General features: G+C 36.5%; 23 protein-coding genes. 20 read left to right on the top strand and 3 right to left on the bottom strand.

From position 1 onward, the window contains the following. Both C7B70_RS26400 and C7B70_RS15445 read left to right on the top strand, forming a co-directional pair. The coding region (locus tag C7B70_RS26400) for a hypothetical protein (protein ID WP_106369913.1) at positions 1-735 on the top strand (735 nt) is incomplete at its 5' end. Positions 736-740: 5 nt separating this feature from the next. After that, a complete protein-coding gene (locus C7B70_RS15445) occupies positions 741-1343 on the top strand; it encodes a DUF6753 family protein (protein WP_106369912.1) in 603 nt (200 codons plus the stop codon). Between the two features lie 6 nt (positions 1344-1349). Here C7B70_RS15445 and C7B70_RS15440 read toward each other — a convergent pair whose 3' ends face one another. Then, entirely contained in the window at positions 1350-2018 is a 669-nt protein-coding gene (locus tag C7B70_RS15440; protein ID WP_106369911.1) for a LuxR C-terminal-related transcriptional regulator, read from the bottom strand. A gap of 78 nt (positions 2019-2096) precedes the next feature. On the opposite strand from C7B70_RS15440, the gene C7B70_RS27835 reads away from it, so the two are divergent. Then, positions 2097-2330, top strand: coding sequence for a hypothetical protein (locus C7B70_RS27835; RefSeq protein WP_233220956.1), 234 nt, complete (start codon positions 2097-2099; stop codon positions 2328-2330). Here C7B70_RS27835 and C7B70_RS15435 read toward each other — a convergent pair. After that, positions 2327-3109, bottom strand: a complete 783-nt coding sequence (locus C7B70_RS15435; RefSeq protein WP_146134071.1) for a hypothetical protein — start codon at positions 3107-3109, stop codon at positions 2327-2329. The genes C7B70_RS27835 and C7B70_RS15435 overlap by 4 nt on opposite strands. Before the next feature lie 166 nt (positions 3110-3275). Here C7B70_RS15435 and C7B70_RS15430 point away from each other — a divergent pair, with 166 nt between their 5' ends. The 17 genes from C7B70_RS15430 to C7B70_RS15355 all read left to right on the top strand — a co-directional run bounded on the left by C7B70_RS15430 (position 3276) and on the right by C7B70_RS15355 (position 24878). Next, the gene (locus C7B70_RS15430; RefSeq protein WP_106369909.1) at positions 3276-5030 is read left to right on the top strand and encodes a ShlB/FhaC/HecB family hemolysin secretion/activation protein; all 1755 of its coding nucleotides are present in this window, start codon (positions 3276-3278) and stop codon (positions 5028-5030) included. 16 nt (positions 5031-5046) lie between these two features. Next, positions 5047-5499, top strand: a complete 453-nt coding sequence (locus tag C7B70_RS15425; RefSeq protein ID WP_106369908.1) for a hypothetical protein — start codon at positions 5047-5049, stop codon at positions 5497-5499. Between the two features lie 3 nt (positions 5500-5502). Further along, positions 5503-7131: an ATP-binding protein gene (locus tag C7B70_RS15420; protein WP_106369907.1), complete on the top strand. Its 1629-nt coding sequence runs from the start codon at positions 5503-5505 to the stop codon at positions 7129-7131. Positions 7132-7138: 7 nt separating this feature from the next. Further along, entirely contained in the window at positions 7139-7630 is a 492-nt protein-coding gene (locus tag C7B70_RS15415) for a DUF192 domain-containing protein (RefSeq protein WP_106369915.1), read from the top strand. A 317-nt stretch (positions 7631-7947) separates the two neighbouring features. After that, the gene (locus C7B70_RS15410; protein ID WP_106369906.1) at positions 7948-8544 is read left to right on the top strand and encodes a hypothetical protein; all 597 of its coding nucleotides are present in this window, start codon (positions 7948-7950) and stop codon (positions 8542-8544) included. A 39-nt stretch (positions 8545-8583) separates the two neighbouring features. Continuing rightward, a complete protein-coding gene (locus C7B70_RS15405) occupies positions 8584-8937 on the top strand; it encodes a hypothetical protein (protein WP_106369905.1) in 354 nt (117 codons plus the stop codon). Continuing rightward, complete coding sequence (locus tag C7B70_RS25995; protein WP_146134070.1) at positions 8909-9094, top strand: hypothetical protein; 186 nt, start codon at positions 8909-8911, stop codon at positions 9092-9094. Before C7B70_RS15405 ends, C7B70_RS25995 begins: the two co-directional genes overlap by 29 nt. Positions 9095-9114: 20 nt before the next feature. After that, the gene (locus tag C7B70_RS15400; protein WP_199192293.1) at positions 9115-12003 is read left to right on the top strand and encodes a hypothetical protein; all 2889 of its coding nucleotides are present in this window, start codon (positions 9115-9117) and stop codon (positions 12001-12003) included. 35 nt (positions 12004-12038) lie between these two features. Continuing rightward, a complete protein-coding gene (locus C7B70_RS15395; protein WP_106369904.1) occupies positions 12039-12779 on the top strand; it encodes a hypothetical protein in 741 nt (246 codons plus the stop codon). Between the two features lie 99 nt (positions 12780-12878). Next, positions 12879-14045: a hypothetical protein gene (locus C7B70_RS15390; protein ID WP_199192292.1), complete on the top strand. Its 1167-nt coding sequence runs from the start codon at positions 12879-12881 to the stop codon at positions 14043-14045. 2 nt (positions 14046-14047) lie between these two features. Next, the gene (locus tag C7B70_RS15385; RefSeq protein WP_106369903.1) at positions 14048-14827 is read left to right on the top strand and encodes a hypothetical protein; all 780 of its coding nucleotides are present in this window, start codon (positions 14048-14050) and stop codon (positions 14825-14827) included. Positions 14828-14834: 7 nt separating this feature from the next. After that, positions 14835-16718, top strand: a complete 1884-nt coding sequence (locus C7B70_RS15380) for a TrbI/VirB10 family protein (RefSeq protein WP_106369902.1) — start codon at positions 14835-14837, stop codon at positions 16716-16718. A 72-nt stretch (positions 16719-16790) separates the two neighbouring features. Then, positions 16791-17534 (top strand): hypothetical protein, encoded by a 744-nt coding sequence (locus C7B70_RS15375; RefSeq protein ID WP_106369901.1) that lies wholly within the window; start codon positions 16791-16793, stop codon positions 17532-17534. Between the two features lie 81 nt (positions 17535-17615). Then, positions 17616-19121: a hypothetical protein gene (locus tag C7B70_RS15370; protein WP_146134069.1), complete on the top strand. Its 1506-nt coding sequence runs from the start codon at positions 17616-17618 to the stop codon at positions 19119-19121. Positions 19122-19278: 157 nt separating this feature from the next. Then, positions 19279-21042 (top strand): type IV secretory system conjugative DNA transfer family protein, encoded by a 1764-nt coding sequence (locus tag C7B70_RS15365; RefSeq protein WP_106369899.1) that lies wholly within the window; start codon positions 19279-19281, stop codon positions 21040-21042. A 37-nt stretch (positions 21043-21079) separates the two neighbouring features. After that, complete coding sequence (locus tag C7B70_RS15360) at positions 21080-23959, top strand: hypothetical protein (protein ID WP_106369898.1); 2880 nt, start codon at positions 21080-21082, stop codon at positions 23957-23959. 55 nt (positions 23960-24014) lie between these two features. Continuing rightward, positions 24015-24878, top strand: a complete 864-nt coding sequence (locus tag C7B70_RS15355) for a hypothetical protein (RefSeq protein ID WP_106369897.1) — start codon at positions 24015-24017, stop codon at positions 24876-24878. 25 nt (positions 24879-24903) lie between these two features. On the opposite strand, the gene C7B70_RS26395 is transcribed toward C7B70_RS15355, so the two are convergent. Then, on the bottom strand, positions 24904-25080 hold the full coding sequence (locus C7B70_RS26395; protein WP_158260506.1) for a hypothetical protein: 177 nt from the start codon (positions 25078-25080) through the stop codon (positions 24904-24906). Positions 25081-25158: the final 78 nt, after the last annotated feature.

Here is a 25158-nt window from a genome sequence, read left to right as displayed (position 1 = left end):
GTAATTACTATCGGTGACTCCCGTGTAGGTAAGTCTACAAGTGCAAGGCTTCTACTCGATTTATATCTGAAGCAAAAATTAACCCCCCGCGTTTATTATCACGGTCATCGCTATAAATTAGCAGAGTACAAAAATTATTTTGATATCAATCAGTTGGGTTTTTCTAGAGGTGATTCGGACAGTCTTTTGATTGATTTGGAACGTGGGGACACTGTTGATGTCGTTTTAACAGATATGCCTGGTCAAAACTTCGTGGAATTTAGAAGTTTTGAAAAAGATGTCTCTTTGCTGAAAAACTTAGAAGCAACTGGTTATCGTGTCACTTTCCTACATCCAATTTCCCACCGTAGAGAGTGCGTAGATCATTACTTGCAAGAAGTAATAGAGGCGATTGGCGATCGCGCAGATTATATAATTGTTAAAAACGAATATTTTACGAAAGATTTTTTTCACTACGATCATAGTGAAACTAAAACTAAGGTAACAGCATTAGAGGGCATAGAGGTAAATTTAAAAAACTTAAGTCAAAATTTATACGAGATGATTGAAGATACTAATTCAACCTATACTTTTGCTTTAGAAGCCAATTCAACCTTGAATCAGTTACAAAAAGGTGTGCTTTTTTATTGGGTAACTGATTTTCATTCTCTTGTTTCTAGCAATGTTGTAGCAGCCGAATATTTAGGACTAACTAATGCCTTGGCTTTATTTGAAAAAATGGATGGAATAATCTAATTATTATGACCGACTCTAGTGTTGCTAAAATTGTTGAGAAAGTTCTATCTGAGTATTCTGAAGAAAAAAAAGCTGAGATCACAAGTTGGATTCTAAAATTAGGGGTAAGACCAGACGATCCGCTATTTAACTTGTATGCCGAACTTGGAACTACCCAGTTTGCATTACAGCAGCTACCAGGTAGACTTGACTCGGTAGTAGTAGGGTGGACAAATATGGTAGATAGCCAACTTAAAAGTGCTGCTACTGTCGCCATACAACAACAAAAAAGTGCCATTGCTGATGCCTCAAAAGAGTTATTGAAAGTAGAAATTAATCGAGGAGGCACGTCTAAGTTAAATTTGAGTTACTCAAACTGGGGGTTAATAGCTGGAGCTTTGGGGCTAACTTTAGGATTAGGCGTAGTCGTAGGTGGTCTTAGCTACAAAACAGCTACAGAATCTGCTCGATCGGTTAACTTACCTTTTCAAGACAAAGAAGCTCTTGTGTGGGCTAAATCGCCTAACGGTAAAGCTGCACGAGCTATTTATACTAAAAATGCGGGTATTATTAAAGCTTGCCAACAGCAGCAAAAAGATTTAGGTGCTTGTATTATTTTAGTTGATTGATGATAATTAACTAATCTTCATATCAGCAACGGTTATAATGCCTGTTTGAATTCCTTTGCGGATAGCATTTAGCTTATTCTCTACGTTTAATTTAGCAAATATATTTGATAAGTAGGATCTAACTGTACCTTCTGCAACATTCATCCGACTAGCTACTACTTCATTTTTCATTCCTGAAGCAATTAATTTTAAACAAATAACTTCTTTTGGCGATAATTGATTTTCTGTCTTGCTTTTACTATCCAAAAAATTTTCGACTAAAATTCCACTTATACTAGGGTCTATCCATGATTGATTTTTGTAAGCTGATACAACAGCTTCAACAAATTTTTCAGCTAAGTTTTTACCTTGACTATTTTTACAATAACAACAATTTGCACCAAGATTTATTGCGGCTTTAATAACTTCTTTATTCCTGTCAAGAGTAAGAATAACTAAGTTGGCTTTAGAATTATTTTTGATGATATTTATGTTATGAAGATCACTTAGACTAAGCCAGTCTATATTAAGCACTACAACATCTGGTTGCAAGTTTTGAATTAGTTGCATTCCCTCCTGGAGATTTTTTGTTAATCCAGAAACTATAAACTTTCCTGTTTTTGAAAGTATTTCAAGCGCTCCCATTCTGTACAAGTCATCATTTTCAATGATAACAACGCTAATTGTTTTTTCCATCTTTTTTTGTCCTGGTCGAAATTGAGTTAAGCGGGTTGATCTTAGTGTTATAATTGGCGTTATTTTGGGCTGTGCATCGTGAATAGAGCAGAAAAAATAATTGCTTGGTTACTTACCGCAATCCTAGCTTTAGTTGATGTGATTGCCATTTCGACTTTTATAAATGACCGTAATTTGAATAATATTATAGGCGTAATCTATTACTCAATAACACTTGTTATCATTTATCCTAGAACGCCTCTTAGAACAAGTACAAGAATGTTTTGTGCATTCTTAACTTTTTTAATTGGATTTAGCCTCGGATTAATTTAACCTATTTCCTTGTCATTTTTCTCAGATAACTTGCTTAATTGATTATTATCTTTGCCTGTATTGAGACTTGTTTTCGTCTTTTCAAAAGTTTTTAAAAACAAAGCTTTAAAATGTTCAAGCTCTTTTTTACTAAGATTATTCACGGTAACATTGTAAGCATCTGAATTGTTATCTTTAGAAGCTAACACAATCTCTTTACTACTTTCACAATCAAAAATAATTTTTTCAAGTCTTAGAAATTGTACATCGTTTTCAGTTTTGGCAACGGCTAAGTATTTTTCGCTTTCGTAGGCTATGGTTTTATTTTCTTCATTAACTACTCCGTTATTTTTTAGTCGTAAAACAATTAACGGAATAACTATATCCCTGACCTCCTGCACTGTAGCTATATTCTCATCTACTTCGATAGGTGCTTCTATTGTGATGGTGTCAGTATTCGTGGCATCTGTGTTAGCGTCTACTTTTGTTGTTGTGCTTGCCTGTAAGTTCTCTTCGTTGATATTTGGTGAAAATTCTTGGGTAAATTGGCTTGCAACAAGTTCTGAAAAAGTTTTAATTTCCGTCTGAAATGCCTCGTTTATTTGATTTATCTCTATGCCAACGTTTTTTATTGCTTTTTCTTGCTCTTCCAGGTTGATGCCATTAGAAGCTATTGCTTTAAAATCTTCAATAGGGATGTCAAGTTGAGCTATTAACTCTTTTAAAATACTAAACTGCATTGCTGTCGTAAGCTTGCCATCTACCCTATCTTGCATCTCTAAATTACTAAGCGATCGCATACGCATATATCCTCAGATAAAAAATAGGTAAGCTTTTACTAAAACTCGTATCTAAATTTCCTAAAATATAATTAGTTTCTATCTAACTATGCAGTATATAGTATATTTGTATTAACACAGTGATTAAAGTATAGTTTGTCAAGTCCGACACTCAAAATTTTTTTTAATGGTTCAAATCGACTTTATTAAAGTAACAATTATTACATTAAGTTTCAGTAGTTTATACGCACTCTATAATTCAAATATAGCTAATGCTCAAGTTGGTGGTCAGCTTGGTTTAGAACAGCCAAACAGAAGTTCAGTGGAACAATTGTTGAGAGATTGGCAATCTTCATCTCAAATTGAATCTGGTTCTGCTGCTAAAACCATCATAGAGGTAAAGGTTTCTAATAGTACAGTATTTAGTCAAGAGGAATTAGCAGTAGTTACATCGCCATTTGTTGGCAGAGAAATAACTTTTGAGGAAATATCTACGATTAGAAATGCGCTTACGCAGTTTTATATTTCAAAGGGATATATTACATCAGGAGTTTTTCTGCCCCCTCAAAATATATCCACTGGCGTTATTCAGTTTATTGCTGTGGAAGGCGAACTAGAGGATATTGAATTTTTGTGTCAACCATTAGTTAGTAGTGTAGAAATGGACACAACAAATTCAGAACGTGGTTCTAGCGAACTTAAGCCTAAATGTCCGCAGCCAGCTTTAAGGCGTTTAGCAACAAGCTATGTAACTTCCCGATTAAGGAGCGGAGCTAAACCTCTAAACCGTTTTAAACTTAACGATAGCTTAGAGCAATTACAACAAAACCCGCTTTTTAGTAGAGTTCAGGCTGAATTGGTGGCAGGATCTGCTCCTCAAAAAAGTGTATTAATCTTAAATTTAACTCAAGCACCAGCGCTTAGTAGTGTGATCGCCATTGATAATAAAAATTCATCTTCAGTAGGTTCTCTGGGAATTACAGCCGCAGTAAGCCACAATAATTTTTTTGGTTTTGGGGACTCTATAAATATTGAGAGTGGTATTACTGAAGGAATAAGCACGTATAGTCTAAATTATGCAATCCCGTTAAATCCCCATGATGGCAAGTTGATTATTGCAGCTTCTCGCGGTAGAAGTAAAATTATTGAAGAAACCTTTGCGCCTTTAGACATCAACAGCCGAGCTACGACTTATTCAGTAGGGTTTCGCCAACCAATTACTCGTTCACCTAGTTCTGAATTTGCCTTGGGTTTATCGGCTGACGTGCAAAATATTCAAACTTTTTTGTTTGACGACGAACCATTTTCCTTTAATTTAGGTGCGGAAAATGGCGAATCCAACGTAACGGCAATTCGCTTGACAACGGATTGGATTAAAGCTAATCCTACTAGCTCAATAGCTGCTAAGTCCCGATTTAGTTTAGGTTTAGATTTTTTAGGTTCGACAATTAATGATAATGGGACTGATGGGCGTTTTTTAAGCTGGAACGGTTCTATTCAATGGGTAAAAGCGGTTAATTTCAGAAAAAATATAGTTTTGGCTACCAGGGTCGCGGCTCAACTAACCAAAGATTCCTTGTTGTTAGGAGAACAATTTACTCTTGGTGGTTTTAATAGCGTCCGGGGCTATCAATATGGATATGCTGCTCATGATAGCGGAATTGTTGGTTCTATTGAAGTACAGTTTCCAATTCTTCAAGACCCACAGGGAATTGGAACTATTCAACTTGTGCCATTTTTTGATTTGGGGACGGGATGGAGTAACAACGATATCGATTCCAGTAATACCTTATCAAGTATAGGTGTGGGAGTGCGCTATCAGTTAAAAGATTACTTATATGCTACTATAGACTGGGGCATCCCTCTTGTAAATATTGACAATCGCAACGATTCCTTGCAAAATGATGGGTTATCTTTTTCAATCAGGATAAAACCTTTTTAAGCAGAGGAGTAAGGAGTTGAAACAGCATAATTTTTTTCATAAAATACTTCACAGCATTGGTTTACTGTTTCTCATATTTGTGCCAATTTTCTCTATAATCTTCAGAACAGGATTAGGATTTTGTATCTTTGCTTATTATTATACTGCCGGAACAAAATATGAGTGGTTCTATCCTCTTCAAATAGGTTTAATATTAGGTTTTGCCCCTTGGGGATGGAAAGTAGAGTCATGGCTCAAAGAGAGGCAGGAAGCAAGAGAGTTAGATCGAATTCGTAGTAGTTACTATTGCTACAGCAAAACAACTGTCGAAATTCGTCAATCCTCAATACTTGGTAGTTTAATTCTTATTATTTTTAAATTATTTCTAAATGGTCTATTAGGAATGGTTTTGGGCTGGAAAGTTTTTTTTGATATGGTAAAAGAGGTGGTTTGGAAGTGCAATTTACTTATTGAATATATTTGGAGTTAATTAATGACTGCCTTAGAAGAACTTTTGAGTAGAAATTACCCAATTGTTGCTTGCGAATCCCCTATTGCAGAACGCCAAAGGTTTTTTTCTAAACTTGTAAACTACGGCAAAGCTGCTAATATTCAAGTTTTTTTGTGGAATTTGAATTTTGGTTGCGTTAAAAAGCTTACTAATGGTGATGACAACAAACTTCTATTAGAGGATCTTTCATGTTTTCTTCCTGTTAATAAGCAAAATAGAGAGAATTACTTTGAAATTTTCAATTTCTGGAGGGCTTACAAAGGAACTGGCATCTTAATTATTGAAAACATTTATCCTTGGCTTAAAGAAAGCGAAACTCAAGATACTGACTTGTTTTTAGTTTGTCAGTGGCTCAAGTCGGCGATCGCTAACTTGGAACTAGAGCGGTCTACGGGTAAAACAGCGATATTGCTAGGACCGAGCGCAGAGATTACGGGGGAACTGGGAAGTATTGTTCCTCTGTGGGTTCAAGAATTGCCAGAGACTAAAGAAATTGTTAGCAATTTAATTGCAAGTAATATTTTTCCGTCTCTTAACCCAAATGAGTGGGAAGCTGTTGCGGTTTCTTCTGCGGGATTATATATTGCCGATATTATTTCGTGCTTGGAAGCCATTAAGATTGATTTTCCCGCAGTCAATTCTAGTGAATTGCCTTCTCTAATGCTTGGTAAAAAAACTCAGCTACTCAAGCGTTTGTATGACTGCGATTTTGTATTACCATCATTAGTAGAGCTTGGCGGTCTTCAATTAATGCAGGAATCTTTTAAAAGATTTAAGGCATTACTTGCTCCTCGCGCTAAGGAATATAATTTGCGCGTCCCCAAGGGGATTTTACTTGTAGGGCCGCCTGGGACAGGAAAATCTCACTCTGCCAAAGCCTGTTCTCAAAACATGAATATCCCTCTTATTATGATCGATTGGGGGAACTTCCGAAGCTTTGGAAACCTTGCTGAAATTAAGCTTAAGCGTTTATTTGCCTTAGCCGATCGGCTTAATCAAGTCATTGTGTATTTTGATGATTTTGATAAAAGCTTTGCTGGAGACGACCCTCTTGCCAAGCGATTAGCGGGGCAACTTTTAACTTGGATGCAGGAACGACAAAGTGATGTATTAGTTATGGCTTCGGTTAACCGCATGGAGTGGTTGCCTCCCGAACTTACCCGCGCAGGAAGATTCGATTACTTATTTAAAATTGATTTGCCAAACGAAGGGGAAAGACACCACATATTTAAAATTCACGCTTCTCGATTTGACAAGCGGTTTGCCAATGGCGGCGATCCCTGGAGCGATCAGCAATGGCGGAGGATTCTTAAAGAAACAAAGCGTTGTGTAGGCTCGGAAATCCAAACTATAGTTGAACGAGCGGCGGCAAGTATTTTTGCTGAGACTATTGCTATAGAAGATAATAGCAATCTAAAAAATTTCCCCTTGATGCTTTCTGTAGAAGCAATCATTGAAGAACGCAGGCAAATTAAGCCTTTGGCAATTCGAGAAGCAGATCGCGTTGAATCGATGCGAAATAAAGCAGATGCCCAGGCATTACCTTCAAGTCCTATAGACGACTCTAAGTTTGCTATTGGCGATCTAGATATTTTCAACTCAATTTCTTGATAAAGTGATGCAAAATAAATCTAGAGAAGATTTTTATTTGAAAGCTTTTAATGTTATTGGACCTATTGCAGGTATTACCCTGGTTTTTTTAATACTCTTTGGTGTTTACTTGCAGCGTCAACCTCGCTATTTACCTATTAATGCTGCTTTTCACAGCAATAATCAAGCTGTTAAACTTGAAGTCGCACAGCAGCCTCAAGACTACTATCATGGGCTAAAATTTCGTCGTTCCCTGCCAGAAAATACAGGGATGCTGTTTGTACTTAAAGAGAAGGAAATTATCAAGTTGTGGATGAAAGACACCTATATTTCTCTGGACATGGTGTTTTTGTCTAACGGAGTCATAAAAAATATTATCGAAGCAGTTCCTCCATGTAAAACTAAGATTTGCCCTAAGTACGATTCAATTTATCCTGTTGATCGCATTATTGAATTACCCGCAGGTAGTAGTAAAAGCTTAAAGCTCTACTTAAATCAAAAAATAAAATTTACCTACTAAGATATTTGCTCTCAAGCAGTCACCCCCATTCCTTTCTGTTAAAAGGAATGGGGGTGACTACTGTAAAGTTGCGATCTCATTAAAAATTGAACGGTTAATAAATAAACTACTTTTCTACTAATAGAGCTTGTCAATAGATTTTTTACTGAAAAATAGCCTATTATTTGCTGGGAAAAAGTGGAAAATTATCAATTGACTTCCTTAGAATTTAACTCGTAGAATGTGTGTCAAAAGCAGGAATTTAAAAACTAATTATTTTTTGCCTGCTTCAATTTTTTGACACGGTACGGCATTCACTTCATTCACAATTAATACCTATGAAAACTCAGAGCAGATTCGACGCTTTACAGAGCGATCGCGTTTACGATTGTTCTAATGGTCGCAAGCGTAATTGGAAGGAAAACACAACCCTGACAGGCATGATGGTTGCAGGCACAGGTCTGATGATCTGTGACATTTCGCTTCACAATATGTTTTTAGCTTCTTTAGTTTTTGGTACAGCGATCTCAATAATGCTGCCAAAACAAACAAATGCGCTTTTTAATAACTTCAATAAATTGCAGCGTAAATACGGCGTAAATGTATTTCACATTTTATTTTGCATAGTAGGGTTGTTATTTCTGTTAGATATGGCAGTTGCTCCTGCTCATGCTCAGTTCATGAATAATGCTGAAACTTTCTTTGAAAACCAAACTTATTTTCCCAATATCGACCCAAGTGTAATTGGCTTTATTTTTGGCATCTTACGTGGTTTATTCCTTATTTACCTTGCCATTAGTTTAGTTAGAGTAGTACAAGGAGCAAGGAACGATGAAGACTGGCAAATTTTAGCACGTACGCCAATTATTATTGCAGTTACCGTAGTAATTGGCGATATATTAGCTGGCTTAGTAACTGGAGTTGCTGCACCTTAAGTCATTGATGCGAATCCCGCAAAATCAAAATGTGCAGAAATGCCGAGAAGTAGACAATTACGTACAGTTAACCGCATCTTAGGTACTCAACCCCGCCTCGGTCCCTTCCCCGCCGATCAAATCATCCCGTGGGCAGCGATTTTACTTATTTCTTACATGGTTGTTAAAGAAGGTTTGCAAGCATCTTGGTTAGTAACTGGAATCGTTGCTGCTTGGGCAGTGGCAACCTGGTGGGTTGTATCTTCTAACAAAAGTTTTTTAGGCAAGTTTGTTGGTACTCCTCGCGTTACTCGCGGTTATAAACCTTTTATTTCCTTTACAAATCCTCCATCTCCTGAGCGAAAGAAACGTCTTAAAAACCGCAATGAAAAGAAAGCTAGAAACCTCTCTTGACATACATCAAATAAGTGTTGTTAACAATCCTACGCCCTTTGAAAGCCTTGATTGCTATGCCAAAATTCTTGATATTCAAAGTTTTCCTGGAGTAATACCGAATTACTTTGACTTCGAGAGCAAAATTATTCTCAAAGACTATGCCGAGTTAATGTAAACCCCATAAAAATAATAACTATGGCAGTAAAAGAAAAAATCGGAAAAAAGTCTCTTGACACTAGCCAAATCAGTGTTGTCAAAAATCTCACTCCTTTCGAGGACATTACCCATGTAGCTGGAATAGCTAGTATTTCTTTAGGCAACCGCACTGATATAGGTGCAGTTATTTTACAAAAAAACCAAGACATTCAAGTGAAGTTTTGCTTTGACGCTCAGGGATTGCACCCGTCACTTCCTGAAGAACAAATATTTCCCATTCTCGAAAATATTGAAAGTGGTCTAAAAGAGCTTCCCGAAGGTGAGCTTCTCACTATCCACCTTGGTTCTTTTACTGATGATTTTGTGCGTCAGCGAGAATTAAAAGAAATTGAAGATCAATGCAAGTTGCCTCAGTTGAGTCTATTAATTAGATCCGAACGGCTGCGAATAAGAAATCTTACAAAAGCAGGGCTTCGTAAAAACAAATTTCTCCGTTTATGGTGTACTTACAGCGCAGTAGCTTCAGAAGACAGCCGTAGCACTGACGCAATCGAAAAAGTTATTAAACAATTGCAAACTACTTGGTTTCAATTTACTGGGCAGATTCACTCTCTGCGCCAGGAAAGAGTAGAAACAGTTTTGCGGGAAAGTTTTAATTCTGGGTTTCAAAGGTGGGAACAGCTTTTCACTAATTCAATGGGGCTTTCTGTACAAGCTTTAACCAGTAAAGAGATATGGTCAGTGCTTTGGAGTCAATTTAATCGTAGTGACGCGCCCAATATCCCTAACCCTATCAAATTAGACTACAGCACAATAGCTGAAGACCAAACCAGCGATTTTCACATTCGCCATCATTTGATGGAAAATGAAAAATCTGTTCCTTTTTTAGATCGTAGTTGGGTAAAACTTCAAGACAAGTACATTGGCGTTCTTCAGTTTGGCGAAAAGCCTCAAGGATGGATTGATGAACTTGCTCAAATTCGTTACCTTTGGGCAGTAATTGCCAAAGAACAAATCACCGACACAGAAATATTTTGCCAGTTATCAAAAGCCAATCAAGGACTAGCAAAAACAGCTTTGCAAAGAATTACCAAGCAATCCATAACTTCTAGTGCCATATCAGTAAGAGGTGGATCTATTGATGTCAAAGCCAATATGAATATCGAAGAAGGTGTCAAAGCCCAAGAAACTATTTTTCGAGGCAGTTTACCTATTTATACTGCTGTCGTGTTTTGTATCCACCGAGATAACCGCCGCCAGCTTGATGAAGCTTGTCAATACCTAGCTAGTTCTTTTTTGCGTCCTGCTGTTGTTTACAGGGAAACTGAGTATGCCTGGAAAACATGGTTGCAATGCAGTCCGATTGTTTGGGAAAAACTATTAACAAAACCCTTCAACCGCCGCTTGCCCTACTTTTCTTCCGAAGCGTTGGGGCTTATGCCTTTAGTAAAAACAGCTACGGGAGACAAGTCTGGGTTTGAATTAATTGCCGAAGAAGGGGGAACTCCTGTATACCTTGACTTGTATAAGCAACACAAAAATCTTGCAGTTTTTGGCACAACAAGATCGGGTAAGTCTGTATTGGTTGCAGGTATACTAACTCCAGCTTTAGCCCAAGGCATTCCTGTAATTGCGATAGATTATCCAAAACCCGACGGTACAAGTACCTTTACTGACTTTACAAATAATATGGGGAGCGAAGGAGCTTACTTTGACATCAGTAAGGAATTTAATAATTTATTTGAGTTGCCGGATCTAAGAGGATTTGAAAGCTCGGTTATCAAAGAACGAATGACAGATTTTAAGGACTTCTTAAAATCTACATTAATTATGATGGTTTTAGGAACTAACCCTGTCGGAATTAATGCAATGATGGTTTCAAATATTGAAAGTATTATTACAATTACTCTAGAGACATTTTTTAACGACCAAGATATTAAAGTTCGTTATAGAAATGCTTTAGATAAAGGGATTGGTACACCAGAATGGCAAGACAGCCCAACTTTAAATGATTTTTACAATTTCTGTTCTCCTGGATTTATTAATTTAGAGTCCATCAGCGACAATAGCAAAAGTATACTAGATGCCCTCGACCAAATTAGATTGCGATTAAAGTTTTGGTTAAATTCAAGAGTTGGACAATCAATTTCTAAACCCTCTAGTTTTAGAGCCAATGCCTTACTTATAGTTTTTGCTTTGCGCTCCTTGGGCAGTGAAGGAGATGCGGCTATTCTTGCTCTGAGTGCCTATGCTGCGGCATTGCGTAGAGCTTTATCGTTTAAAGTCTCAATATTTTTTTTAGATGAAGCACCCATCTTATTTAATTTTGAAAGCATAGCGGACTTAGTTAGTCGATTGTGTGCTAACGGTGCTAAAGCTGGCATTCGAGTAATTTTATCTGCCCAAGAGCCAGAAAGTATTTATCAAAGTAAAGCGGGATCTAAAATTTTTGCTAACATGACGACCCGACTGATTGGGCGTATTCAATCTGCGGCGGTCGATCCTTTTATTAATAGGTTTAAATACCCCTATGAAGTTATTTCACGCAACTCAACAGAAGCCTTTTATCCTAAAAAAGAAAGCATTTATTCTCAGTGGTTACTTGATGACAATAGTAAATTAACTTTCTGTAGATATTACCCGTCTTACTGTTTACTCGCTGCTGTAGCAAACAACACAGATGAGCAAGAACTACGCACTTTATTTCTTAAGAAATATGCTGATAATTTAATGTTAGGAATGGTGAGATTTTCGGAAGCTTACGTTTACTTACTTTCTCAGAATAAGCTGAATGCCGAAGCTAAAGAATTGGTGGAAGAAAACAATGCTAGAGCGATAGTTTTTAGTCAAAGCTTAGAACAAAAAAATCTAGCTAAAGCATCTCTATCAGAAAAATCCCCAGTTATTTCAAACCAATCGGCAGCTTGAATAACTATTTTATTAATTTGAATAGGTACTAAATTATGAAATTAACGCTCGTCTCTCCTAAGAAAAAAATAGCAATTGTTTCAACGATTCTTGCTGTTAGTTTATTAAGTACAACTCCAAGTTATGCTCTTAATATTTTAGGTGTATTTGAAGATTTATTAGGACAATTAAATGGATTTTTTGAAGGCATTGTGACAGAAGTTGTAGCTGCTATTGAGCAGGAGTTTCCTGAGATAGAAAACTTCGGTGATCTCGTCGCATCTGGAAAAGGAGGTATAGATATAGGTACTACTGTTGATAACATCTATCAGGAATTACTAAATCAAGACCAAGTGAGTTCTGAGTATGGTGGTACAGAAGGAATAAGAGCGGAAAATGCTGCTTTAGAAGCTGAAAATAATATTATTTATTCTTCTTCAACTGGAGTTTTATCAGAACAAGGGCAAGAAATTGATTCAAGCAACATTGATGCAGCAAGCCAGTCTGTAGAAACTATGAACACCACCAATAATTCTGTACAACAAGCAACTTCCTCTCAAGATGCTATTAAAGGTTTAGCAGAAATACTCAATGCTCAAGGTGGAATTAATTCTACATCAGCCATCACTGCAATTGAGACAAAAAAGCTGATAGCACAAAACAATGTACTAGCTGCGCGATCAAATGAGCTACTACGAAAAGAGTCTATTGAGAGGAGTTTAAAAAGATTTGGAGACGATAATGAAACATTGCAGCTAGCAGGGGGACTAAATCTCACAACTACTGCCGACCCCTAGTTAATAAGCCTTATTTAGGTAATTAGCCTACCTAAATAAAAATACTTTTTATTTAATTAATAGTTTTTCTTCTCTAGCTAATAACTGGTTAGTTTTACCATGTTAAAAACCTTTGTTCTCGCAGAAATTTCAGGGTCTGATATTATCGAAAATGCTGCGGCAGGTTCGTCTCTAATAAGTGCAAGTTTTAACGACCTTTGGCAGCAAACTCTAAACGGCGGACTGTACACGGCTATTTGTTCTTTGGGTCAAATGTTTGCTGTTGCTACGTTAGTTTTCTTTATGGTCGAATTAGCTAAAAACTGGATTAATGGTGATGAGGCTCAACCATTTGCTAGTTTTATTTGGCCTCTTATAGTAATAGTTCTTTTGTTCAACAACGGTGCTTTATTAAAGACTGGAACTTTCTCAATGAGAGATACAATCAATGAAGTTAATAATGATATTCTTGAATATACTGCGGCGGAGGCTAACTTAAATGAATCCTTTAAAAGAGCAGTTAATAATATTGCTTTGACACAAAAAGTCAACACGGCTCTTCAAGAATGTCGTTCGCTTACTGGAAGTACAGAAAAATCAGTTGAATGTTTAAACAAAGCTCAACAAGAAGTTGAAGCTTTATCAAGTAAATTATCAGCGAACACTCCGCCTTCAGAATCTAATTGGGAGAATGAGCCAAAAACCTGGCTTCAGCAAGCGGCGGACGGTATAGCAGGTGCAGGAGATGCGCTTTCTGCGGGGTTAAGCTCGGCTATTACTGGGTTTGCAACAGTAGTTTTATTAGCTTTATGTAATGCCTACCAGTGGGGAGTAGAGTTCAGTATGCTTCTTACTGCCTTATTAGGACCAATGGCTGTTGGCGCATCTCTACTTCCTTACGGGAGTAAACAAATTTTTACTTGGTTAAAAGCTTTTTTCAGTTTAGGAATGGCAAAGCTTTCTTTTAACATAATTCTTGGTTTATGCGGTCAGCTTGTTTCTAATGCCGAACAAAATCAACCAATGATATTCCTACTCTTTATTGGTCTTATTTCTCCTCTACTTGCAACCGCTTTAGCCGCCGGAGGTGGCATAGCAATCTTTGGCGCGGTAAGTCAAGCAGCGGCAGCAGGAGCAGGTGCGGGGCAGCAGGTTTTTGGTACTAGTTCAAACTCTGTAGGAAACGCGATAAATAATCGAAAAAGTAGTGCAGCAAGTGCGGAACAAAAAGCAGATACTTCTATTCGCCATGCACAAACAATTGCAGCAATTAAAGGTTCTAAATAGTTATGCTTAAATCTAAATCCAAACCTCAATTAAAACCACTTCTTAGCTACGGAACAATAACATCTACTCCCGTTGCGATCGCTGTTTCTATTACCGCTATTGGAACAATACTATCCACTTTTCTTCAATTCATAAATTTAGGCACGAATTTGAATGTTAACCGCCATGTTAAAGGCATGACTGTTGTACAGCTTAGTGATGGTACGGCGGCAGCAGCTAGATTTGTTGCACCGCTAGTAAGAGATGACAAAACTATTAAAAGATTTGTCTCTAACACGATGATTTCAATGTTTAGTTGGAATGGAATTGTAGATACAACAGAAAATGGAGAAAGTGTAACTAAGCCAGATAAAGGTATAGAAATTCCGACTCAAAATAATAATAAAAAAGTTATTCCTACAAAAACCTGGGAGACAGCTTTTTCTTTTTCAGAAGAACGTGATTTCCGTAGTAATTTTTTGATAAATCTAGCAGAACTTGTACCGTCAGGAGTATTTAGCGGTCAAATCCAAGTTTCACTTATACCTCGACATATCTCAAGCCCCGTGCAAATAGAAGAAGGCGTTTGGGAAATTGTTTATATCGGTACATTAGTAAGTTTCAATAGACAGAAAAATCAGGGGGAAGGTATACCATTTAATAAAGTAATTACTATTCGAGCCATAGATAGTTTTCCTTTGCCACGCAAGCCAAGTGAGTTAGATAAAACTATCTATGCAGCTAGACAGTCAGGGTTAGAAATTACTCAAATTGTTGACTACAGTATAAATCCTAAAAAGTAACTGAAATATGTCACTACTAACAGAAAACTCTCCTTCTAATGTTGAAGTTAATGCTCTTTTGCCAATGGACGAAAATATTATCAAAAAAGACGTGAAGATTGAAGCTGAGATTATTGAGAAAGAAAATCAGCAGGTTGAAAATTTCGATTTTGAAGACCCAGCAACAGTACAAACGAAACATAGTTTTGCCACATCTCCTTGGACGAAACTAATATTTATTGGAGGAACTTTTGGTATTGGCTTTTTGATAGTATTTTTTGTACTTAATAATCTTGGTAAGACTAATGTAGTAGCTAAAAAAACAGAAGCTCCTTCCAAAACTTTTACTGATGTAAAGCCTCCTAAAGATAATTTAGGAGATGAAGCTATAGGTAGAGTTGCTCTTATTGAGCAGAAAAATGAACTTGAAGTTCTAAATAAACAAGAAGAAGGAGGCAAGTCAAATCTAACGTTAGAAAAACAAGAATCTTCACTAAAAGGAAAAAAATATCAAACAGCTTCGTCTCGAAGAACCAGTAATACTATTGATGTTCCACGCCGCTCTTATAGCCAAACCTCACCAAGAGCAAGTAGTACAAATAGTTACTACCCTGCGCCTCAACGGGTAAGCAGTAGCTATGCACCAGTATCTGTTCCAAGACGAAATAGACAAATAAGCTCTAATTCCAATTTATTTAATTCAGCAGCTAGTTTTCCTCCTCCGTCTCCAGAGTCTAATAATCAAATTTCTCAAGTTACCGCAAGTTCAGCGATCGCCGAAATAGATCGTCTTCGTACTCTAGGTAGTGTCGGTCAAGTTGAATACAAAACAGCCAAGGCGATACCTGTAAATCCTACTCAAACTAAAAGATCAACTGTTCGAGAAATTGTGGCTGAAAATTCAGCAGGCAATACGGAAGAGCGACTGCGACCTAGTGGTACAAGAAGTAGTGATAGAGCTAGAGGTGCTGCGTCTACTAGAAATACTGTTGAAGAATTGATTCCTCGATGGGAACCTACACCGGAAAAATCTGAACCTAGTGATAACAACGATTATGCAAGCGATTCTATAAAGAACTCAGATATATCAGATTTCAATTTAACAACACCTATACAGCCAGAAAAAATTGCTTCTACTGACATTGGTATGATAAGTGATTTGCTTGCCGAACGCGACCGCACCTCAGACAATTTTAGCAACGAGAAAAATCCCAAAGCTAGCAGTATTTTAGAGGAGGAAAAGCTAATCTTGGAAGAAAGCTACCCTCAATATTTGGTTGTTGGCTCTTTTGCTAAAGCAACTTTAGTAACGCCCCTATTAGTCTCACAATCAACTAATCGTGATAATAAAGAAGCAGATACGCTAAGATTTGTCGCTACTTTAGATGAGCCACTTTATAGCAATACAGGTAAAGTAGCAATTGACGCAAAAACTCAATTAATAATTGCTGTTTCCTCTATTAGTTCTTCATCAAGAGTTAATGCTGAAGTGGTAGGAATTCTTATGAATAAAACTGAATATCCAATTTCTCCTGGTGTTATATCAGTTCTAGGAGAAGGAGGCGGCCCCTTAGTGGCTAGTCCCTTTGACAACAAAGGAAGTGAGATTGCAAAATACGATACGTCTTTGGGTATCTTTGCAGGGTTAGCAAAAATTGGTGAGATTATTAACCAGCCGGATGAAGAAATAATTAGCGAGAACTTAGAAACAGGATTAACGACAACTCGCAGTAGTAATACTAATCGTAGTATTGAAGGAGCTTTTGTTGAAGGGTTATTTGGTAGTTTAAATGACAACATCAGCGAGCGTACTAATAGGGCAGTTAAAGAAATTAACGACCGTCCTGTAGATTGGTATGTTCCTCAAAATACGAAAATAATTGTTGAAGTAAATAAATCTATCAAGCTGTAAAACATCGCGGCGCGATCGCGTTGTTTAAAATCTCAACCAGAAAGTATCTTATTTTGAAGGTTAGGCTTAATAATGAAATTCAAATTTTTAGTACAATTTCAACATGCGACTTGCGTAAGTGCGATCTCGTTTACCTTATCACTTGCGCCCATATTATCCGCCGATGCAGGTATTGTCCGACAGATTGCCGCGTCGCAACTATCAGGGCAAACAGCAGAAAACTTATCTTTGCAAACAGTTGAAGTATGGAAAGGTCACGGTGTATCTGTTTCTTTCTATAAGACGGGGGAAGTTATTAAGAAAGTCTGGCTTGACGATCCATCAAATATTGTGATGGATTTTGATGGATGTTTGGAGAAATGTTCTACAGGCATAGGAGCGGGATTAATTCACTTACGACGAATTGATAAGATTTTAATTCCTGGCTTGCCTCCAGCAGAAAATGGAACTCATTTGACTGTAGTTACAGAATCTAATGCAAATGCTAAGAAAATTTATCATTTTAGAGTAGTGTCTGGGAGCGGTAAGCCTAAATACAGTGAGATTGAAGTTATAGGTGACAGTATTAAAACAAAGGATTCTGCAATGCAGCCGAGAGCTAAGAAGGCTATAGATGATAGTAGATTCATTACTAAAGGAATGCAAATTGCTTTACAAAATAAATGGATTGCATCTGATGGCGAGCTTTGGCAGCGATTAAATCAAGCTGTTAGCTTACGCTCTCAAGGAGCGGATATTAATGTAGTAGTGAAAGAAGCTGGAGTTTCAATAGAATTAGTCGAAAAATTAATTAGCTTAGGTAAAAATAATCGATAGCCAAAACAGTAAAACCAAGAATTTTATTTAGATCGATTGAGCTATCGGGATGTACTAATAAAAGAATCAGAAAATTTAACTATGAGCGATAATAACAGCTTGAGAAAAGACGAGATGAAGGAACAAGAATTACCTCAATTTATTTACCAAGAACCCGAAGAATTTGCCCCAAAACCTTTGACGATATCTTACCCGTTACTGCCTACACCTGCTTTCAAGGAAGAAAAAATATTTCTACCTTACACCAACCTCACTGACCAGCAAGTTGCTATTTGTTTTAAAATGCCAACAAGCGATCGGGTAATTACTCCTGCTAGTAAACTTGCTCCAAGAAAAAACACTTTCAAACAGCAAAAACAAAAAGAAAACTTAGACAGAATGCAGTTTTTAATGCTTGCTGGGCTTATTGCTTCGATTGCTGTACATGGTTTAGTTAAATACTGGGGCAAATTTAATATAAGTAGCTTATTTATGGAAAAAGTAGTAGCTCAATCTATTCCTGCTAGCGAACAGCCCATACCTACTATTTATGTTAATGGTATACCTACACCTGATTGGAATCAAATAACTTTTAGGAGTTTGAAATTTTCTGGTAGTGGAAACTCTGATGTGCCTGTTCCTGAAACTCCTATCCCTGGATTAAAGACAACTCGCATTTGGAATGAGGGACAGGGTTTATCTGAAGTTATGGAATTAGGTGATTTTGAAGGAATATTTGGAATAGAAGAACTTGCTTTGCAAAAAATAGCTGATTTTGCAGGGATAGAGCTTGCAAATTTGCCATTATCAGATTTTCAAACTTTACAGTGGCAAACACTAACTGATTTAGTTGCTGCTATACCTGAGCTTGGGGAAATATCGATTGATTCTATTGCACCATTAGCTGATTTAGCAAGTAGTGTTACAGGTCAGCTATTATCGGGTTCGGTTAGTTCGGTAATTGAAAACTATCCTGATTTAGCTGTAGCTCAATTGGGTGAATATATTTCTCTTAGCGATTACAGTTTAACCAGCATACCCAATATTGAACAAGTAGCCTTAAAAGAATTTAGCAATTGGCAAAGTACGGTTATTAATGGTATTCCAGGATTAGAAAATATACCTTTTAGTTATCTTTCAAATGTTCCTGTTCCTGACTTTAGTTTTATTGGGAACGTTGATTTACCACTTAATGCTAATGAAGCAAACCGTTCTCGCTCTATCTCCGGTAGCAACCAAGCGGGGTTTAATGTTTCCTGTGTTTCCCCATGCGCTCATATAGAATTATCTGGCAATAACAATTTAACAGGCGCTCAGTGGATTTCGGGTAAAGATCAGAAAAATATTAAGGGTGGATTTGGACTCTTAAAAGTGATGAATGGTGGAAAAGAACCAACTGGTCGCCATCCTTACGGCTCAAGCTTCAAACAAGTTATTTGGGACGTACAAGAAGCTAAAGGTGATGTAACTACTGCTATGTTTTTTCGCAAATGTCATAGAGGTATTCCTGATTTAGGTTGTAGTCCTTATTTTATAGGCCCTGTTGTTTACTTTACTTATCATGAAAAAGATCCTATGGCTTTGGGCTTGCCGATTCTCATACCTTGAGTTGAGTTGTTAAATACTGAAACTATTTAACTATTTGGAGTTCTGCTAACTTGCGATTGCTTTTGAGATTAGCGAAAGTATAAAGTCCATTACTAGCAACGTTCGCGCTCTCGCGCACAAGAACAGTTGTCTTAATTTTTTGGTGGAAGTTAACACAATGAATAAGCATTTTTCAATTTATCACTCTCCTATACTTGCACAAACAAAAACCAGTTCTAATAACTACTTAGATTCTGCTAAGTATACAGATTTTTTGCTATCTCCTTCAGGATTAATGCTGCTAGGGTGTGCTGGATTGTTGTTGTTTTTGCAACTATTTGGTGGTAGTAAAAAAAGTAAGTTTGCCACAAGTTACTGGGGAGGAGCTAAGGAAATCGCTGCTGCCAAGAAAAAAGGATTAAAGCAAATTGCAAATCCTGTCTGCGATAGTGCTAGCTTGTATATTGGCGTTCATAGATGCAAAGGCAAGCCAGTCCCTAAAAAAGCTGGTGGTAATCCAATCTATGTACCTGATGTTCAAAGAGGTACAGCAGTAATTGGAGCGCCTGGTAGTGGCAAAACTTATTCTGTAATTAACCCAATGTTATATTCGGCGATCGAGCAAGGATTTGGAGTAGTCGTTTACGACTTTAAGTATCCAAGTCAGGCAAAGATTGCTAGTTATGCTAAGTCTAAAGGTTACGACGTTCACATATTCGCCCCAGGGTTTCCTGAATCTGAAGTATGCAATCCTATTGATTTTTTGCGTGATAGTAGCGATGCGGAAACAGCTAGGCAAATAGCAACGGTTGTCAACAAAAACTTTCGGATTTTGGGGGGTGGAAATGATGATGGGTTTTTTGGTCCTGCTGGAGATCAGTTGACTCAAGCCATTCTTATGCTGACAAAAGAATTTGACCAGTACGCTGATATCATGACGGCAGCAGCCCTACTATCTACTCCAAATATGACTGAAAGATTAATGGCAGCATCCTTAAATCCTTGGGTGAAAATTGCTTTTGGTCAATTGTTCAGTTCCGCAGCCTCGGAAAAAACAATTAGCGGTATTATGGCTACGGCAAGCTTGATGTTTACTCGCTTTATGGCAAAAAATACTTTAAGTTGTTTTATAGGTAAAACAACTTTGCCTCTTGAAGTTGGTCGCAAGCAAATGATTATTTTTGGCTTAGATCGAGAACGCCGCGATGCTGTGGGTCCTCTGATGACATCAATTCTGCACATGACCGTTGCTCGTAGTATTGCTAAGAAAAGAAAAGAAACAGGACCTTTAGTAGTATCAATTGATGAATTACCTTCAATTTATTTACCAGACTTGTATAAATGGTTAAACGAAGCTCGAAGTGAAGGATTTTGTGGCATTGTAGGCTGGCAAAATATGGGTCAGATAGAAAAAATCTATGGTAGAGAAATTTCTAAATCTATTCTTGGAGGGTGCGGAACAAAATTCGTATTTAATCCAGGAGAAGAAGAGTCTGCTCGATTGTTTTCTACTTATTTAGGTGATGAAGAAGTTAAGTATAAACAAAAGTCTCGTTCGACTGGAGGAGGTAAAACCAGCACTTCTACTAGCGATCAAGAGAAAACTAAGAAAATGTTTGAGCCTGCACAATTTTTAAAATTGTTACCGGGAAAGTGTCTGTTTATTAACCCTGCCTACAGCAATAAAAAAGAAGGGTTTATACCTATATTAAAGAGTATAAAAATATCAGGATATATAAAATCTTTAGAAGAATACAATAATAATAAATGGGAGAAAGTTGTCTCTTTACTAGCTAGAAATAGCACCCAAAAGAAATTATCAAAGAATGATTTGGACTTAAGAGTAATAGAAGTAAGTAAACGATTTCCTATGCCAACAAGTTCAGAGTCAACTCCCATAGTAGCACCTGTAGATACAGAATCGATTCCTAGCTTTTTTTAGATTTTCGTGTAGCATAAATTAATTTATAGGCTTACATATGTTTAACCAACGTGAACCTGCTATTGATAGCTCCTATCTAGCAAGCATAAATAGCTTTTTAAAAACGCTAGAACTAACAAGTGAGATGACAACAGGAATTGCTAAACTAGCATCTCCTATTGTTGCTGACTTAGCAAACAAAGTTATAACGAATCTTCAAGAGAATAATATTTTAAAAAGCTTAGTAATCGATACTCAAGATCAAACCTACACCCTAATCCCAGATGAATCAACACCTGGAGCTTACAAGTGGGAAGAAACTAACGTATCTGAAAGTTCTTTCTCCGAGAAAAACAATGCACTTCAGTCTCATTCTTTATTTAGTAAATTAATAAAGAATGCCCTACAAACAGAGGAAAATTTAGAACAAGCTAATCCTCCAGGTACTCAAATAACTGCTACATTTGAAAATAATGGTTTAGAAAAATCTGAGCTTATTTATAAGGAAGACAGCGCTGGTGAATGCGTAGTAAATAAAGTTAGAGATATTTTAAGTTTTGAGCAAATATCCGAAGCTATAAACAAGTTTTCACTTGCATTAAATTTACGCACAAAACATCAAGAAAATAACGAGCAAAGCGATCAGGAACACTTAGAAACTTTAGATGATGTTAAGAATGCTGTAATTGCTCAAGACACAACTTTCAGAAATACTCTTGATAATTCAGAGCCACAGATAACTACTAATGAGGCTTCATCAAAGTTACCGCAGCAGCAAGTAAGTATTGAAACTAATCCTGATACAAATATTTATGTTAAAAAAAATCTTGGAAAAAAAAATGGCAAAAATCAACAAGATTTTAATAAAGAGGATATTGAAATAGCTAAAAATGCTATCGCCCTTTTAATAAAGTATGGTACTCATAATAATACAAATAGTGTTTATTATAGTGATAAGTTTACTATAAAGGATATGGAAGGCAATATCAGTATTCATCGCCGAAAGGATGAATTACAAGGTATTAATAACCCTTTGATGCAATTTAGTTTAGATAAAAATTATGAACCAATAATAACTTCAGTTGCTTTAGGATTTGGAGAGGGAGAACGTGGTTGTTTTCAATTTAAGAGAGAAGAATTACCAGACTTAAAAACTGTTACTGTACGCCAGATTGGGCAGTTTTTGAATCATTTAGCTCCATTAGGGACATTAGAAACTTTTGAGAAAAATCCTGATGCTGAATATATAGATGAAGTAATTGATAAAAATATAAACAATGAAGCACCTAAAACGACTCAAGTAGAAACAAATTCTCCATTACTTACTTCGCAAGTAGTAGTAGAAGCTTCTCAAGCAAAAACTAAACCTATTGAGTTACCTAACCTACCTAAAAAAAGTAATCAAGAAGAAGCCGTACTTTACGTTAAAGAAAGTATTCCTCCACAATTACAAAATAATGCAGCTAAAGTAAGTAATTCGGTTGAAGTACAAAATCAATTATACAAGTTCGAGGTTTTAACGACTGAAGAAACAACTAAACTTATTCCAAATTTAGACAAAAAAAAATTACAAGAAAACTCTCTAGAAGAAGAAAATGTACCTGTTACTCCCTTACAGTCCCCTAACAGTTTAATAGCTTCCTCTAGTACAAATCAAGTTCAACAACCTGTTCGCCAAGTTTCTGTATCTTCAGCTAAGAGCAAAATTGGTTTAATACCACCATTTTTGCTTAAAAATACCAAAAAACTTAATCAAGAGAATAAAGATATTGCAATAACTGCTACAGTTATGCTTGCTAAATACGGGACTCTGGAGCCTGACGGGACTCGCATTTATCGTAGCGATGCCTTTGTGATTCGTCAAGACGGTGATAATTTAAGTGTTCACCGCCGTAATGATGAAAAGTTAGAGTTTAAGAAGCCATTAATGACATTTAGTTTAGATGCTAATAAACAACCAAAAAATATTAAAGTTTCACCAGAAATAATGTTGGTTGAAAGGCAAGAGTTTCTTATTGTTGCTGAAAATGTTAAAAGTAAGCAAAAATTTCCTAACCTTGATAAAGACAACATTCGTGATGTCGGAAACTATTTGGGTAGTTTAGCTCCAGCCGGAACAACGGTAGCCTTACAAACTTTTAAGCAAAGTAGCTTACTTAGCGGTTTAGGTATGTTACTTAAACAATCTGAGCAAGATAAAGTAGTTCTGGGTGATTTTACTGTGGTAAGATCGATGGATCAAGAAAATAACCGCACAAGCTTACAAGTATTTAAAACCGATGGAATTCTTGGCACTCAAGAGATTGTGCGTTTTGATAGAGTTGTTGATAACGCAAATAATGTAAGTCTTGCAGTCGCAAAAATGAATATTTCTAACTACGATATTAATGCAATTAATTTTTTAGTACAAAATGCTAAAAGTTTAAGTAAAGAAGAAATTAACAATACTTTTAATGTAGTTAATAAAACATCTTCAAAAGCATTACCATCAGACAAGATAAAAACAGTACAAGTAGAAAACAATCACGAGTTATTACCTCCTGAAAAAAATTTGGGAGATATTAGACTTCCAGTACATGACTATCTAGAAGAAAATTATCAAAATGCTGCTACATTGACTGCCGCTCAATCTATAGAAGATAAAGCATTTGTTAAGGAAATGACTGATTTAATGATGGCAAATGATTGCAAGTTGACTATTGCTGAACAAGGCGTAGTTTATTCTATGGTTTCTAATTGCAGTTCTAAAGATAAAATAGATCCATTGCCCTGGCTTGTAATTCAAAAAGATTTAATGCAGTTAAGAAGTCAAGAGATAGTTAATCAAATAGTTAATAAACCAGCACCTCTAATTGAATCTGTATCGCACAAACCAAAAGAATCAACTCAGACTAAAAATGCTGCAAAATCCAGAGTTAAATTAGGAATTGATAGGTAACAACTTACAATTTTAGCTACCTGTGTTTTTCCAATTAATCTAAAAATATTTTGTAGTGGTTAGTAATAAACAAATTGAATTAGATAGAAACTATGGTGAATGGCGAACCATAAGCATTCAAGGTAAGCAAATATTTTGTGAGTGTAAATGTGGAGTTAAAAAAAATGTTTGTAAATATGCTCTAATCAAAGGGCGCTCTACTAACTGCGGTTGTAAAAACAAGTCAATTTCCTTACCTATAAATACTGTTTTTGGGAGGTTAAAAGTTGTTTCTAATATTGAAGAGAAAAGTGTAAAAGGCGAATTAGTTGTGTATGTAAATTGTACTTGTAGTCAAAATATAATTCTAGTTAATAAAAATAGTCTAAAAAAAGGTTTTACGCAAAGCTGTGGATGTTTGAGAAATGAAATCGTAAGGGAACGCAAAAGAATTCATGGACTAAGTAGTAGTTATGAGTACAAAACATGGATATATCTTAAAAGTATTTGCTACAACAACAATCATCGTCAGTACAAAAGTTATGGTGCTTTAGGGATAGAAGTTAGTCAAAATTGGCGCAATGACTTTACTCAATTTTTACACGATATGGGAACAGCCCCGCCTGGTACAACCATTTCTAGGATTGATTTTGCTAAAAATTTTACTTTAAATAATTGTTTTTGGTTAACGAAATCGTCTAAGCAAAAACGATTTTTAAAGAGTAGTCCTGATGTTTTCCCAAGTAGTATTTTCTCGGATCAGATTAGAGATTATTGTGCTTTAACGGTTGGTTCTTCAATTATTGCTGAACACGCTGCGGGCGAACCGGATATTGATAAACTGGCTTTTAAGTACAACCTTAGTAGCGCAGAAGTCATAAACATTATTCTACGGGGCGATGATCCGCGATCGCTAGGCAGCATCTCGGCTTTGCAATGAGTATAACGAGAATGACCGTTTCTATTTAAGCGCCATCATTAGTGTGTAGCGTCCCTAATGCTAGTTCACCTTCTTTAGGAACGTACTTACCACGTAGCAAACCAATTGCCCGATGTTGCAGGGGATTATTAGGGGGTCGAATTGGCTCAGTAGTTTCAGCCTTTGGGGTTGGCTCTATTGTTGTTATCTCAGTGGTGATCATGGCTTCGTCAAAGGCAGGGGAAAACCCTTTGTCCCCTTAGAGTAAAACACGATTCACACAATCTAAGGACGGATGATC

The sequence above is a fragment of the Chlorogloea sp. CCALA 695 genome (assembly GCF_003003885.1).
GTDB lineage: Bacteria > Cyanobacteriota > Cyanobacteriia > Cyanobacteriales > Chroococcidiopsidaceae > Aliterella.
Note: the sequence above shows the minus strand (reverse complement) of the source record. Positions and strands in the feature narration are given on the sequence as shown.